This is a genomic window from Leptospira barantonii (assembly GCF_002811925.1).
Taxonomy (GTDB): Bacteria; Spirochaetota; Leptospiria; order Leptospirales; family Leptospiraceae; genus Leptospira; species Leptospira barantonii.
The window spans coordinates 195,945-210,489 of the sequence record NZ_NPDS01000009.1 but is presented as its reverse complement, the minus strand read 5'-3'; the positions used below and the strand labels follow the sequence as shown (position 1 = coordinate 210,489).

The following is a 14,545-nucleotide window of genomic DNA, read 5'->3' as shown; positions in this document are numbered from 1 at the left end:
CCCGAGCTCGAACCCCCACCGGCGCCCCCGCTTCCGGAACTCGAACCACTGGTCGTGATAAGATAGGTTTTATCCTCGTCGATCAATTGACTGGAACCTCTCGAAAAGGACTGAGCCGTTGTAAAACTATACTTTGCCACGTTCGCATCCGGATTCAAAGTCAAGTTATCCGTAACCGCGCTGAGGTTGGTTCTCCACGGAGATACGGCGCCTAGGTTCGACCATTTTTGATCGTCGCTGATGTTGCGATTGTCCGTTGCGAGCGAACCCCATTCTATCCAAGATCCATCGTAATAACGGGTCGGAACTCCGATGATGGATATGGCCGCGAATCCAGTGATCGTAGATCGGACGTTGGTCCTGCAATACGTAACCACGGTTTGTCCGTTTTGATATCCCGCAGTGTCGAAAACGTTTTTGATCTGAGCCTTTGTTTTAAATTGAAAACTCACCGTAGTATCGACGAGCAAATTCGCAAACGGAATGTTCACCGCACCTTTGATATGACCTTCGATCGGAGTCACGCAAGGTGGAGTCGCGCAGGTTTTTCCGGAAGGTCCCGCCGTGCTTGAAGCCGTTCCACCGTATTCCGCAGTCGATCTTGCATCGACTATAAAAATTCCCTTGCTCGGAATCGGAGTCACTTTCAAAAAATTCGTATTCCCCTCTCGTACGATATGAAGTACGTCCGCGATCGTTGCCTGTAAGATCGTATTGTCCGTCAAAAGAGTCTGCACCCCTTTGCCTCCGCTCGGATTGATTGCGGAAACGGAAACGGTCGTAAAGAAATTTCCAAGCGATGCGTGATACGATACGGCTCCATTCAAAATCGCTAAACTCTTTGCGGGCGCTCCCCAATACCGGAGAGCATACCAACCGCGAAGAGATTGTTGTACGTTGGAAGCGGTCGGAGTATCGGCCGCAAAAACCACAAGATCCGTTTGGAGATCGATTCCGTATTTTTTTAGGAAAGAATCGATCTGCGATCCTTGAGGAACCATCGTTTCGGTGTCGATTACACCGTTGTTTCGAGTTTGTCCGAAGATCGCATCCGCATCCGATAAAAGATACACGTTTACTCCGCTCCCCGCCTTCGGAAAGATATATTGACCCGAAGGAACCCCGCTCGTTTGCACTTGAAAGATGAATAACTTTCCGTACACACCCGCGGGTTTTCGGTTCTGCCAATCCTGAGTCCAACGATTGATCGTTGTATAAGTCACCAAACCGAAATCGTTTTGATTGTAATCTTCCGCGGAGGGACTTGCCAACTCCTCCGCGGTATTGACTTTTAAAATAATCGGAAGATGAATCTTTAGGGCCGCCGGTATAAAATCGTAATTGCTGGTCTTCCCCTTACACCCGAACAAAACAAACAATATTATAAATATAGAATAAAATATTTTTAGAATTCTCACTTTCGTCTCTCCTATAAGTTGAACGGGAAATTTACGATAAACCCGATCGTTTGCAGTTTTGCGGTGTTGTAACCCGCGTATGTCTGGGAATAATACAGGTTGTAAAAATTTCCGTACGAATCCGTATATCCCAGGGACGCTTCCGCGTTATGATAGTCTTCCCTTCTTCCCCAAGCGGGACGTTCGTTTTGAACCCAGAGGTCGTATAGATTGACGCCCGGAATCGTATCGGGAACCGTAAGGTTGAGATAGTTCAAAGGAGGAGCCTGTCTCGGGTCCGCAAACGCGTAACCGCCTTGTCCTTTTTGTCCTCTCGCTCCGACCGTAAAAAAGAAACTTTCAAAAAATCTTAAGTAGATTCCAGAGTAATAAAGAATGTCCTCGGGAACAGGGTTCTCCCGTTTCCGATAGCTGAGTTCGCCTAACGCGCCCAGTCCGTGAAAGTCGAAATCTTTCGCGAGGTAAACGTTGAGTTCTCCGCCGCTTGCACCGTCTCCGAGCGATTGAGGATTACGATCGTAATCCCCTTTTTTGATCGCACCCGCACGCACCGAAATCGTGGGAATCCACCACTTGTCATGATCGAATTCGTCGACGATCTTATAACGGATTCCGAGTCTTGTATCCAAGTAGCCGTACTTATCCGCGTTTTCGGGAATCTGCATCAGACCTCCGTAACGATCCACGAGTTTTGCCCTTCCCAATTTGCCGAAGCCGGTTCCGAAATCGATCGTAAGCCGATCCGTGATACCGTATTCAAGCACGATGTTTCCGGTGTTGATCCGAATGTTATCGTCGTAATTCGCCTTTGTGTTTGCAAGAAACGCGGAATCGTATTCCGAGTGTATAAAAATCGTTCTCACCCAAAGCTGTCTTTCGTACGGAGACCATGCCTGTTGTGCATTCAAAGCCGAAACGGCAGAGAACAACAAGGCTCCCCATAGAATCTTATAATTCATTCTAAATACCTAATATAATAAAAACTAAATTTGATTGAAAACGGAAGAACGGAACGAACCCGAAATCATTCTTTCCTTTCTTCCAACTTAACGTTAAAACGAACGCTCACGAAATATTCGAGAGAATCCAATTGTTCCTGGGTGAGTTTGCCCGCGAGCTCCTCCAGATTTACCCTTTGTTTTTCGCTGTTGGGAAGGGAACCTTGGAGATATTCCAAACGGATCTTTTGCGGTTGTGTTTTGGAAGGATCGGCCTCCGTTGGAATTTCGATTTCGCGGTTGTAGACCGATTTACCGAGATGGTATTTTTCACGGTCCTTTCCTTTCGGAATTTGGGCCACCCCGCCCCCGCTAAAACCTCCGGACGCAAAGGAAGGTCCGGTCCAAATACTTGTTAAGCCGAATATCAAAGTTAAAATTACGATTTGTCTCACTTTTATTTCTCCGAATGATTTTCTGTTTTTACGTTTTAAGAACGACGTCCTCGAAGGGACGCCGCTCTCTAAAAATAACCTAACAACGATTATTGTATCTTGTAGTTCCAATCGTCGATCAGGGTCTGACGGGAAGTTGTCGCGTTCGGATTGACCACCGCTTTGTAATTCGCCGCGTTCGCCGCGTTGAAGGTTGGTCCGCCGCCCGTTCCGCCCGTGCTCACGGTTAAATCCACCGAGTCCGTTGCGAACGGAGATCCCGAAGGAAGAGTTCTTTTGGTCGGATCGGGATGATTCGCCGAAAGTCCGTTCCACTCTATGAACGAATTCTCATAGAATACGGTAGGTCTTCCTAATATTACAAAAGTGGAAAGTCCCGTAACCATGGATCTTGCGTTCGTTCTGCAATAGTGAAGGTATGTTTGACCTTGTTGATAACCGCTTACGGAACCGTTCTCGGCGTGTCCCCAACCGGAGGGATTGGACCAAAGAGCGGCTAACGCGGCCTTGGATTTGAATCTTCCCGTGGTCTGATCGATCACTTGAAGCCAAGGGGCGAAAAATGCGCCTTTTAGATGTCCTTCGGTAAGAGCTTTCTTACCGGATTCGATTTCATTGGCACCCGTTCCATCCGCCGTACCGACAAATTCTCTTTCCGTGGAAGTGGTGTTGTGTCTCGCGTCCGCGATAAAAACGGAAGAAGTAAGACCGCTTACGCCGTGTGAATTCGGATTGCGAACGATCTTGATGATGTTCTCAACGGGTTGAACGAGAACGGAGTTATCCACGTTTCGTAAATTCTTAACCGAATAGGTTCCGTCGTTCGGAGGTAAACTTTCCGATCCCGATGCTGTCAACTCAGCGGCCGAGAATTGAGTATCGATCGGACCGTCGAGCACCGCAACGTGTTTAGAATCCCCGCCCCAATAACGAAGCCAGTAGTAACCTCTTCCGAGAGTTTGATAGGTTCCACCCTTTGGACTCGCGGCTGTTCCCGCACCCGTGTCCTGTCCGGAAGCGAACACTACAAGATCCTTGGACAAGTCGATCCGATATAACTTTAAGAACAGATCGGTTCTTGCACCGTCGGGAAGACCGGTTTGAACGTTGTCAAAAAGACCGTTGTTTCTTTTTTGTCTGAAGTTGATATCGGTTCCACCGCCGTTCGGCCATGAATAAACATAAACGCCCGATGTCGGTTTAACAAATTCCTGACCTGCGACCGAACCTTGAGTCGATTGAAGAATGATCAAGTTACCCGAAATCGACGCCGGTTTTTGATTCGCCCAATCGCTTCTCCAGCGTTTGATCGTGGTTGCGGTCACTAAACCGTATTCGTTTTTGTCGTAGTTATCGTTCGACTCGACCGCGAGTTCCGCCGCAGTGTTGACCTTCACTCCGTTAGCCGCAATCGCCGCGAGCGCGAGCAGAATGTTGTTATCGTTCTTACCTTCGGATGGCTTACAGGTTCCGAGAAACCCCGCGACAGCCAGCACTATTCCGAATAATCCAAGTTTGCGATTCATGGTTATTTTCCTTACGTTAGTTTTCTTTCCTGCGGGGTTTCTAGTTCCCAAAGGATTTAACCCAACAATCGAAACGTTGGTTTGAATCTCAACGTAATTCTGTTTTAACGGAAATAATTTTTATTATATTGAACAACTTATTTGCAAGCTGTTCAATATAATTTGCAAGGAGCGACTAACGCGGCGGATTTATAAATTAGCAGTGGAGCTAATCCAAAACAGAACGGCTTTGGATGTGGAAGGATTGAAAATTTCTTGGAGATCTTGTGCGAGAAAAACGGCCGTGTCGCCCGGAGAAAGTAGATTCTTCTTTCCGGAAAAAACAAAACCGACCTCGCCTTGAACCAAAGAAACCGTTTGTATCTTTTGCTTTTGAAACCAGACCGGAAGAGGAAAACTTCCGGGAGCCAGAGTGACTTCCAAAAATTCCATTCGATTCTCCGAGTCCTGATGCAAAACGCGAGCACTGAGCTTATCCTTGTGTAAGGTGAGAATTTTAGATTCTTCCTTTCTAAGGATTTTAGGCCCATGTAACGAGAAATCGGGTAAGAATTCCGCAACCTGAGTTCGTAACGCCTTCGATAACTTCCAGAGAATCGCGATACTCGGAGTCGTTTTACCGGTCTCGATGAGACCGAGCATTCCCCGACTTACTTGAGCGATCTGCGCTACCTTTTCCATGGAAAGACCGAGTTCCAATCTGCGCTTTCGAATCTTATCACCCAGAAAACTGGTCAAAAAATCATCCGGCGCTTTTTCGGGTGGATTTGATATATTCTGATTTTCTAAACTACGAGCCATAATCGTTTGCAATGGAACACCACCTGTCGATTCTAAAAAAAACCCGGGAATCCCGGGATAGAATAGGGTCTTTTTCAGAGAAAGTTAGAGTTAGGGCAGATCCCATTGGGACCCACCAGTTGAAAAGTTTATCCAAGATATTAGAAAGTCAATATATATTTCAATATAACATACACAACTGATACATATATTGGATTTATTGAATAAGATTTTGGTCTTTTTTCCAAATATTTTGGGCAAAGAGTCCCAAGAAGACCAGAGAATACTCTAAAAACCGTACGGAAATCGGGTTTTCATAGAGCTGTAAACCCGATCCTTCCGCGGATAACGTTCTCCCGGCTATGTAGGAAAGCGGAACAACCCATACAAAAATGACTCCGGGAAGAATCGGATATTTCACCCAGTGAAAGAGCGCCCAAAGCAAATACCAGGAATTGACCACCGGCGAGAATATAAAAAACCAAAGAAAACAACTCGAGATCGCTTTTGCGTTTCCGTTTTTGTAGGAAAGAATATTCCAAATTCCGAATATTCCCCAGAGCCCCAAGGACAAAACCCCGGCCCACAACGAAGACTCTAAATTCAAGGTCGCGAACAGTACCTTAAATACGGAATATAAGGAAGCGTTAAACTCCCATCCTTTCAGAAACGCAAGAAGTCCGTCTCCCCCCACTCCCCCCTGCAACCAAAAGAAAAGATAGGGCATCGTGAACGCGAAAACGAATCCGAAAAGAAAACGGATTCGATTCTTCCCAATGATAAAGAACGGAAGTAGAATCCATCCGAACGTTTTTACTCCGCAGGCAAGCCCCAACAAAACCGCGGAAAGAAGATTCTTTTTCCCGGAATGAAAAACGGACGCGCCCGCGATCAAAAGCAAACCCAAAAAATCGGGATGCGCTTGTGCAAACGTTTCGATCACAAGAAGAGGACACCAATATAGAATTCTAAATTCTTTTTTTGGAATGTGTTTTTGTAAAAAATACCAAAAGCCTGTTTCGATACCGAGATAGAATATTTTTAATCCAACCAAGGAACCCGGAAAACAAAACGAAGACGCGAAAAACAAAACTTCCAGAACGGGACCGTAGATCGTAGGAACGTCGGGATGGTTGATTCTACTTAAAATTTCTGCGCTCCAAGAAGGAAGGTTCGGTTCGGAAAAAAAGAGAGAAGGAGGTTTTCCGTATGGAGTTCCCGTTTCCAAGGTCACGAAACCGTCCCAAAGAAACCGAGCCCAGTCGTCTTCCCAAACCGGAAAGATAAATACACACGTTATGCGAAACATAAAACCCCAAAACCAGATCCCGGAGGCTTTCAATCTGCGTTCCGACCGAGAAGTTCCTTCTTTCTTGCCCGCACCCGCCCATAAAGGATAAAACGAAATCGCAAGAAGTAGTGAATAAATTCCCAGAAAAAGAATCAGATTCGTTTTACCCGAGGTCCTACCCCAATACAAAAACAAAACGATATAAAAGATCCAAGAAAGGATTCCCGCGATCGTCTCAAAATGAAATCGGAAAGGTTTCCGTTTCAACGATCGTTTTGAGTGGACAGAGAACCAGGACATTCGGATCCTATTGTATAGATTATGAAGCGAACGATTCACAAAATAGAACGTAGAGATTCCAGGGAAACCTTTCCTCTGGAATCGGAATCGGTGAATCTCGTTTTGACTTCTCCCCCCTATCCCATGATCGAAATGTGGGACGAACTCTTTTTCGGTTTTTCTCCGCAGATCCGCGCAAACTTTCAAAACGATCCGAACGATTCCTACGAAAGAATGCATCTTGAACTCGATCGAGTTTGGAAAGAATCCTTTCGCGTTTTGAAGGATGGAGGTTTTCTCGTCGTCAATATCGGAGACGCGACCAGAAACACTTCCCTCGGCTTTCAAATTTTTATGAATCATGCGAGAATTCTCAGAAGTTGCAATTCGATCGGGTTCCAAAGCCTTCCCGGAATCCTTTGGAGAAAACAGACAAACGCCCCGAATAAGTTTCTCGGTTCGGGAATGCTTCCTGCGGGAGCGTATGTAACTCTAGAACATGAACACATTCTAATATTCAGAAAAAATAATAAACGAAAGTTCGCGACCAAATCGGATAAACTCTCCAGGGCGGAAAGTGCGTTCTTCTGGGAGGAAAGAAATTCCTGGTTCACGGACGTTTGGGATTTTAAAGGAAAAAAACAGGGCTTAAATTCCCTCGCAGGAAGAGAAAGAAGCGCCGCATTTCCTTTCGAACTCGCCAACAGAATCATACTGATGTATTCCTTAAAAGGAGACTTGGTCGTCGATCCGTTTCTCGGAACCGGAACGACGACGCTCGCGGCCATAGGCAATTGCAGAAACTCCGTCGGGTTCGATTTGGATTCGAGTTTGCTTCAAACTTCTTTCGAAAACTTTTCCTCTTTGAAGGACGAACTCAACGGACTCGTAGATAAAAGAAAACACGCTCACGATCTTTTCGTCGATACGAGGGAAAAAGAAGGAAAACCGTTTCTTCATTTCAATCAAAACCTGCAAACTCGGGTCGTAACGAAACAGGAAAAATTCTTAGATCTGGAAAGAATCACAAAACTTTTTAGAAACGAAACGGGAATGATCGAAGCGGAATATTCTCCCTTACTTCAGGCCGTTGCTCCTCCGCAACTCGAGCCCGCACCGGCAGTACAACCGTAGCAGTGTTCGTAGACTCGAATTTTTCTTTGTTCTAAAAGATTCGCGTCGTAGTCTCGGATGTTTTGAACGTTTCCTTCCACTTTCATTTCCAACATCTGATTGAAATCACAATCGTAGAGAGAACCGTCGTAACCGACGCTCAAAGTGTTTCTGCACATTACACCTTGCGCCGCGACCGGGTTGTAAGAGGTCACCAGTTTTTCCAGATAACCTTCCAAATTCCCGCTTTCCTGTAGATATTCCAAATATCTGGAAATCGGCATATTCGTGATCGTAAAAAGGGAATTGAACTGTATTCCAAATTGTTTATACAATGAATTCTTAAACTCATTTTCAAGATCCGTTTGCGATCCGGGTAAAAATGCTCCCGCCGGATTGTAGACAAGATTCAAAACCAAACCGGAACCGGGGACCCCGTATCCGATAGAATTCAACTTTTGTAATGCTTCTATGGACTTCTCGAAAACCCCTTCTCCCCTTTGCGCATCCGTTCTTCTTTTTTCGAAATAAGGAAGACTGGATACGACCTCAACCTTTTGTTCCGCGTAGAATTCGGGAAGACTTCTGTATTTTTCTCCCGCAAGAAGAATGGTGAGATTACAACGAACCATCACTTTCTTATTCAGTTTACGGAGTTCGGTTACGAGCCATCGAAATTCCGGATTCATCTCCGGAGCGCCGCCAGTCAAGTCCACGGTCGAAATCGAACTCGTCGCAAGAACGCTCAAACAATGAAGCATTGTTTCCTTGCTCATGATTTCTTTTCGATCGGGTCCGGCATCCACGTGACAGTGTTTGCAGGTTTGATTGCAGAGTTTTCCGAGATTCATCTGAAAAATTTCCGTGGGAACGGGGCGTAAGTCGCCCACACCGGAACTTTTCAGTCGATCCGCAAAGGAAGGAAGATTCTTATGAGAGAATACTTCCTTCAAAATTTGAAACTGTCTCTCTGGAGAAACGAGTTCGCTTCCTCTGGATTGTAAGGACTTCACGTTATGCGTTCTTTCTCCTTTCGGACGAATTACATTCCGAGTTCTTTGACCTTATTCATCATCTGAACGGAATGAACCAAAGAAGCTCCGCCTCGGATCGCGGCCGCGACGTGAACCGCTTCCATAAGACCCGCTTCGCTCACTCCTTTTTCCAACGTATCGGTCGTATATGCGTCTATACAATAAGGACATTGAATCGCGTGTGAAACCGCCAAAGCGATTAAGGATTTTTCGCGAGCGGTCAAGGCTCCGTCCGCGAATACGTCTCCGTAATATTCGAAAAACTTTTTCGCAAGATTGGGCTGAAACTCTCCGATGTTTCCGAATTTTTTGAGATCTTCCGGTACGTAGTAGGACTCTTTAGACATTGTAATTCCTTTTTTGTAATTTTAGAAAATTCTAATTTAGCTTTTTATATTCAATTTCTTGTTTATCCTTCGCTTTTCTTCGGAGCAAAGGTGAGATTGTTACACTTCTCGCATACTTCTTCCGGGATAATTCCCCAACGCATCAGATATCCGAACACGAAACATCCGGCACAAAATCCGACGAAGGATTCCAAGGCCGCAAAAAACAAAAGAATTCCGAGCACGATCTGAAACGCAAAAATTTGACCCGAAATCAGAAGGATCAACGAGGTCAAACTGAACAAAAAACCGATGGATTGTGCGAATCGTTTCGGAGGTCCGGCTGTCGCTTTATTTCCCAGTTTCAGCAAGGGTACGATACCATGAATTGCGATCTTCGCAAAGAGAGAAAATTTAGGTCCGTACAAAACCCTCGCCGTAAACCCGTAGAGCAATGCGAGATTCAACCAAACCGATTGGGTCCAAAGTGTTGCTAACGTAAGAATAAAAACGAGACCGGCTACCGATCTGGCCGCGTATTCGTTGACCGAATCCGGAAAATTGCCGATTTGAATCATGAGATTCCCCCTCTTGGATAACGACAGATCTATTATATAGACCTCGCTTTCAACCAAATAATCGTCTTTATTTTCTGCAATAACTTAATTATTTTACTATAACATTAAATTTTCTGCTATATTGAATTTTTGACTTGCGAAGGATTTTTGAATTTTTTTCAATGTTTTTCCTAAAGAATCCAGATTCTTTTTTATTCTAAGTTATAAGAAGAGGAGCTTCCTCTTGAAAAGGTCCATGAAAATGATGAAACTCAAAAACATTCTATTTGCATTCATTTTAATCCTTCCTTCGTTTCTTTGGTCACAAAAATCCGAATCCTGGATCTTAACACCGGGAGAAGCCAGAGCGATTCTTTCCGAAAGTCTGGTCCTCGACACGAGACCCCGCTCCGTATTTTTCCGGGAACATATCACGGGTTCCCGTTTCGTTTCTTGGGAAGAATTTTCGGTTTCAGAACTTCCTCACAAGGGCAACCTACTTCCCGTAGAAGCGATCAAAAAGAAATTGGAAGCATACGGAATTCGAAACAATCGTCCCGTTTTGGTTGTAAGCGAAACCAAAAACAATTGGGGAGAGGACGGAAGAATCGTATGGATGCTTCGTTCCCTGGGCCATCATTCGGCGTTTCTCGTGGACGGAGGGTATTCCGCCTTAAAGAAGTTAGGCGCTCCCGTTTCCAATTCGGGCGAACCGAAAGAAACCGGTTCCTTTAAGATTCAACTCGATTCCAATTTAAGCGCGACCTCGTTCGAGATCCGATCCAATCTCAAAAATAAACGTTATGTGTTCTTGGATACTAGAGAAGACAGGGAATTTCAGGGAGAAACCCCTTACGGAGAATCCAGAGGCGGTCATATTCCGGGCGCCAAACATCTATATTATAAAAATCTTTTAAACGAGGACGGCGCCCTTCTTTCCTCAGAAAAAATCTCGGAAAAGATCAAGGAACTCGGAATCGCCAGAGACAGCGTCGTGATCTCCTATTGTACGGGAGGAATCCGTTCGGCTTGGGTGACCACGATTCTTAGAAACGAGGGTTATAACGCAAAAAATTACGCGGGTTCCATGTGGGAATGGTCCTCGGGCAACGAAAAGGATTTTCCTCTTGTCCGCAAGTAAGGGAGATTCGTGGAGTTTTATATTTTTTGAATATTCTAAGATTCGATAGAAGAATTACGATCCTTGTTTCCGTTTTTACGACGGTTGTTTGTGTTTTTGTATGCGGTAAAACCTCGGACAAAATCCCAGTAGAAGACCGTTTTCCCGGTCGGGCCTGGGCAAAACCGGTTAACGTCGGGGATTCCCTTCCCGGAATCGGAGGTTTGACCGCAAAGGACTGCGGACAATGTCACGAAGATCACTATAAAGAATGGGAAACTTCCACACACGCGAATGCGTTCAGCGACTTACAGTTTCAATCCGAGTTGACCAAACCTAATTCTCCGCAATGGCTTTGTTTGAACTGTCATATTCCTATCAGCGGTCAAAGAAAGGAGATCGCGACGCACCTCAAAGAAGGAGACGTGTTTAAACCGGTTCTTGTTTCTAATCCGAAATTTAATGCGAACTGGGAAAAGGAAGGTGTCAGTTGTGGAACCTGTCATCTCAAATCGGATTCGAACGGAAACACGATCCTTGTTGGGCCAACGGGAGCGAACGCTCCTCATCCGGTGACGAAGGACAAAGAAGCTCTTCATTCCCGTTGCAACGACTGTCACAATCAAGACTATAAACTCAATTCTTCCCTGGTTTGTTATTTTAAAACCGGCGAGGAATTTAAGGAAAGCATTCATAAGGATAAGGAGGACTGCGTTAGTTGTCACATGCCTTCCTTAAATCGTAAGATCGTTCCGAATTCTTTCCCGAACGGTCCACGCGATTCTCACAGACATACGTTTATCGGCGGCGGCGTTCCGAAGAAGTTCGAATTGTTCGAACCTCATTGGGACGGAGGTTACAAAACCGGTTTGGAAATCGGGAAACCGACTTGGTCCGAAAAAGATTTTACAACGCGTAGCGTTCGGGTTCAACTCGAGTTGGAGAATAAATTTGCGGGACATTCCGTTCCTACCGGAGATCCGGAAAGACACGTTCTTGTGGAAGCGATTTTGTTCAACGAATCCGGTCGTGAAGTTTCTCGAGAGACGATTCGGATCGGACAAACCTGGGAATGGTATCCGGAAGCGAAACTCGTCTCGGACAATCGAATCCGTTCGGGTGAAAAAAGAAAGATCGATTTGAGTTTGAGCTGGAAGGAAACTGAAAACGTCCGTTTCGGTTTTATCAGAATGAAACACGTTCGTTTAACAAAAGAAAATGCGGAACACATGAGAAAGAATTCCAAACTTGCTTCCAAAGAAATCGGAGCCAAACTCGAACGAATCGAATCTTTTTATCCGTTTGCGAATCTGTTTTACGAATCCAAAACCGATTTGAACACGAAAAAAACGGTCGTTTCGTCCCGGGAAACTCTATTCAAAATTTCTAAACAAGGTAAGTTGTGAATTCTCTCTCGATCAGCGTCGTCATACCGGCGTTAAACGAAGAAAAATCCATTCCCTTCGTTTTAAAAGATCTTCATGCGATCGAAGAATTGAATCTTCAGGAAATCATCGTAATCGACAACGGTTCTAAGGACAAAACCGCTTTGGTTGCATCTTCGCACGGGGCTACGGTTCTTTACGAAGGCGAAAGAGGTTACGGCGCGGCCTGTCTCAAAGGATTGGAAAGAATTTTCCAATCCGCAAATCCTCCCGATTTGGTCGCGTTTCTCGACGCGGATTATTCGGATTCTCCTGCGGAACTTGTTCTTTTACTCGGAAGACTTTTTGATTCTCAAGCGGATCTTGTGATCGGTTCGAGGACCTTGGGAAAATCCGAGAAGGGCTCCTTGTTGCCCGTGCAAAAATTCGGAAACTGGCTTTCCACTACTTTAATTCGGATTTTATACGGAATTCGTTTTACGGATTTGGGTCCGTTTCGTTTGATCCGGTCGGATTCTTTAAGAAAATTGAATATGCAGGATCGTAATTTCGGATGGACTGTGGAAATGCAGGTGAAAGCCGCAAAATACGGTTTACGTTGCGCCGAGGTCGGAGTGAGTTATAAAAAAAGAATCGGATATTCCAAAGTGAGCGGAACCGTTCTCGGTTCGATTCGGGCCGGTTGGAAAATTCTTTACACGATCGGCAAACTTCAATTTACGAAATGAAACCGGAATATTCAGGAATCGTTTTTTACTTTTTTGTTTTTTCGTTTCTTTTCGCTCCTTCCCTCGCCTTTCAACATTTCGGAGAGAGAAAAAATCTAACCCTTTTACTCGTTTCTATTGTTCCGGCGTTTGTCGGATATGTTTGGATCTTGGTCGGCACAAGATCGTTTCCGAAAAGATTTTTAAAAAGTTCGCTCGTCTTAAAGGGAGCGAACGCGTTCCAAAGAATTCAAAAGTTTTCGAGTGTTTTTAATCAATTCAATATTTTGAATATTCCGTTTCGATTTTGGATCGGCTTTGGTCTTTTGATCCGAGTTATCCTTTTGTTTTCCGATCCGATCCTTTCCGAGGACGTCTATCGTTTTTTGTGGGACGGTCTTCTTTTAACCCAAGGACTTTCCCCGTTTTCATTTTTACCAAAAGAATTCTCGTGGATGGACGCGCCTTTGGAGCTCCGACCGATCTACTTTGAATTGTTAATCGACATGAATTCTTTAAAATTCTATTCCGTTTATCCGCCGATCCTTCAGTTTTTATTTTGGATCTCGGCAACCGGAATGCTTTTTTGGAAAAACGTTAAGATCGGAATTCTGATCTGGAAATGTTTTCTTCTTCTATCGGAGTTTGGCGTTCTGTTGTTTTTACTTTCTATTTTTAAAAAGAGAAACATTCCGTTCGTTTATTCTTTGATCTATTGGATGAATCCTTTGGTTCTTCTGGAGATCGGAGGGAACGCACATCCCGAATCGATTCTTTTGTTTTTTTTGATAGGTACGGTTGAGTTTGCGGTTCGATGGATGGAATCGGATCGGGTTGCGGACTTCTTAACATTAGGATTCTTTTTTCTCTGCGGAATTTTGACAAAGATCACGCCGCTTATCCTCGTTCCATTCTTCCTTTTTGTATTTTGGAAACGCAAAAAATTCTTCGTTCTTGTTTCCTGTTCCGCAGGAATTGCGTTAGGCGCCTTTGGACTTTTTTTTGGGGGAGAAGGAATTCTCAAACAAGAATCGGACGGTTTAGGCGTTTTTTTTCAACTTTTCGAATTCAACGGAAGCGCGTATTACGTTCTTCGAGAATTTTTGCGCGCGATCGGAGAAAACTTTTACGCGGCCGGTAAACTCTGCGGGGCAATCACGTTAGTCGCAATTTCCATTTTTTCGTTTCAAAAACGGGATACGACCGGCTTAAAAGCGTCGTTTACTACGATCGAAACGATCTACTTGATCTTTCTTTTATTTTCTACAACCGTTCATCCTTGGTACATTCTTCCGTTGCTCCTCGCGTCGATCTTTTCCGGGAACGTTTATCCGATCGTATGGTCGTTTCTGATCTTCGTTTCGTATTCGACGTATTCTTCGGTTCCGTATCGGGATTCTCCGGTATGGTTGTGTTTCGAGTATGGAGTTCTATTCCTTTTTTTGCATATTGATTACAAATCCCGCTCTTTGCAAAACGAATAGACTCTTTCAGCTTCCGGAAAAATTCCGTTTCGACCCGACCTTTCTCTTCGAACAAAGTTTCGAATTTATAAAAAAATCTTCTCTTTGTTTCGTTCAAGATTCTTCCCAAAAAAACCTTTCATCCCGGACCTA

14 protein-coding genes are annotated in these 14,545 nt (G+C 44.7%); 5 read left to right on the top strand and 9 right to left on the bottom strand.

Going from position 1 to position 14,545, the window contains the following annotated elements:
• From CH367_RS18820 to CH367_RS18795, 6 genes are all read right to left on the bottom strand, one after another.
• Positions 1 to 1,271: sulfurtransferase (locus CH367_RS18820; RefSeq protein WP_125226146.1), on the bottom strand; the 1,271-nt coding region annotated here is incomplete at its 3' end.
• A 158-nt stretch (positions 1,272 to 1,429) separates the two neighbouring features.
• The gene (locus CH367_RS18815; protein WP_100764029.1) at positions 1,430 to 2,377 is read right to left on the bottom strand and encodes a hypothetical protein; all 948 of its coding nucleotides are present in this window, start codon (positions 2,375 to 2,377) and stop codon (positions 1,430 to 1,432) included.
• A gap of 65 nt (positions 2,378 to 2,442) precedes the next feature.
• A complete protein-coding gene (locus tag CH367_RS18810; protein ID WP_100764051.1) occupies positions 2,443 to 2,802 on the bottom strand; it encodes a hypothetical protein in 360 nt (119 codons plus the stop codon).
• A 98-nt stretch (positions 2,803 to 2,900) separates the two neighbouring features.
• Entirely contained in the window at positions 2,901 to 4,337 is a 1,437-nt protein-coding gene (locus CH367_RS18805; RefSeq protein ID WP_100764028.1) for a rhodanese, read from the bottom strand.
• 189 nt (positions 4,338 to 4,526) lie between these two features.
• On the bottom strand, positions 4,527 to 5,075 hold the full coding sequence (locus CH367_RS18800) for a helix-turn-helix domain-containing protein (protein WP_165783335.1): 549 nt from the start codon (positions 5,073 to 5,075) through the stop codon (positions 4,527 to 4,529).
• Between the two features lie 259 nt (positions 5,076 to 5,334).
• On the bottom strand, positions 5,335 to 6,675 hold the full coding sequence (locus CH367_RS18795) for a glycosyltransferase 87 family protein (protein ID WP_100764026.1): 1,341 nt from the start codon (positions 6,673 to 6,675) through the stop codon (positions 5,335 to 5,337).
• A 54-nt stretch (positions 6,676 to 6,729) separates the two neighbouring features.
• Between CH367_RS18795 and CH367_RS18790 the strand changes: the two genes are divergently transcribed.
• Positions 6,730 to 7,821, top strand: a complete 1,092-nt coding sequence (locus CH367_RS18790; protein WP_100764025.1) for a DNA-methyltransferase — start codon at positions 6,730 to 6,732, stop codon at positions 7,819 to 7,821.
• Here CH367_RS18790 and arsS read toward each other — a convergent pair.
• From arsS to CH367_RS18775, 3 genes are all read right to left on the bottom strand, one after another.
• Positions 7,770 to 8,813, bottom strand: coding sequence for an arsenosugar biosynthesis radical SAM (seleno)protein ArsS (gene arsS / locus CH367_RS18785; protein ID WP_100764024.1), 1,044 nt, complete (start codon positions 8,811 to 8,813; stop codon positions 7,770 to 7,772). The genes CH367_RS18790 and arsS overlap by 52 nt on opposite strands.
• A gap of 29 nt (positions 8,814 to 8,842) precedes the next feature.
• Positions 8,843 to 9,181, bottom strand: a complete 339-nt coding sequence (locus tag CH367_RS18780; protein ID WP_100764023.1) for an arsenosugar biosynthesis-associated peroxidase-like protein — start codon at positions 9,179 to 9,181, stop codon at positions 8,843 to 8,845.
• 62 nt (positions 9,182 to 9,243) lie between these two features.
• On the bottom strand, positions 9,244 to 9,738 hold the full coding sequence (locus tag CH367_RS18775; RefSeq protein ID WP_100764022.1) for a DUF4395 domain-containing protein: 495 nt from the start codon (positions 9,736 to 9,738) through the stop codon (positions 9,244 to 9,246).
• 235 nt (positions 9,739 to 9,973) lie between these two features.
• Between CH367_RS18775 and CH367_RS18770 the strand changes: the two genes are divergently transcribed.
• The 4 genes from CH367_RS18770 (at position 9,974) to CH367_RS18755 (ending at position 14,413) form a co-directional block, all read left to right on the top strand.
• Complete coding sequence (locus tag CH367_RS18770) at positions 9,974 to 10,858, top strand: sulfurtransferase (RefSeq protein WP_100764021.1); 885 nt, start codon at positions 9,974 to 9,976, stop codon at positions 10,856 to 10,858.
• Positions 10,859 to 10,884: 26 nt separating this feature from the next.
• Entirely contained in the window at positions 10,885 to 12,243 is a 1,359-nt protein-coding gene (locus CH367_RS18765; RefSeq protein WP_165783334.1) for a multiheme c-type cytochrome, read from the top strand.
• On the top strand, positions 12,240 to 12,950 hold the full coding sequence (locus CH367_RS18760) for a glycosyltransferase family 2 protein (RefSeq protein WP_100764019.1): 711 nt from the start codon (positions 12,240 to 12,242) through the stop codon (positions 12,948 to 12,950). Before CH367_RS18765 ends, CH367_RS18760 begins: the two co-directional genes overlap by 4 nt.
• Before the next feature lie 149 nt (positions 12,951 to 13,099).
• Entirely contained in the window at positions 13,100 to 14,413 is a 1,314-nt protein-coding gene (locus CH367_RS18755; protein ID WP_244284633.1) for an MptA/MptB family glycosyltransferase, read from the top strand.
• The last annotated feature ends 132 nt before the right edge of the window (positions 14,414 to 14,545 follow it).

What these genes read in the sequence shown, in the direction of transcription:
- CH367_RS18815 (WP_100764029.1), bottom strand. Translation starts at nt 2,377, where the DNA reads ATGAATTATAAGATTCTATGGGGAGCCTTGTTGTTCTCTGCCGTTTCG.
- CH367_RS18770 (WP_100764021.1), top strand. Translation starts at nt 9,974, where the DNA reads ATGAAAATGATGAAACTCAAAAACATTCTATTTGCATTCATTTTAATC.
- CH367_RS18805 (WP_100764028.1), bottom strand. Translation starts at nt 4,337, where the DNA reads ATGAATCGCAAACTTGGATTATTCGGAATAGTGCTGGCTGTCGCGGGG.
- CH367_RS18780 (WP_100764023.1), bottom strand. Translation starts at nt 9,181, where the DNA reads ATGTCTAAAGAGTCCTACTACGTACCGGAAGATCTCAAAAAATTCGGA.
- CH367_RS18790 (WP_100764025.1), top strand. Translation starts at nt 6,730, where the DNA reads ATGAAGCGAACGATTCACAAAATAGAACGTAGAGATTCCAGGGAAACC.
- CH367_RS18775 (WP_100764022.1), bottom strand. Translation starts at nt 9,738, where the DNA reads ATGATTCAAATCGGCAATTTTCCGGATTCGGTCAACGAATACGCGGCC.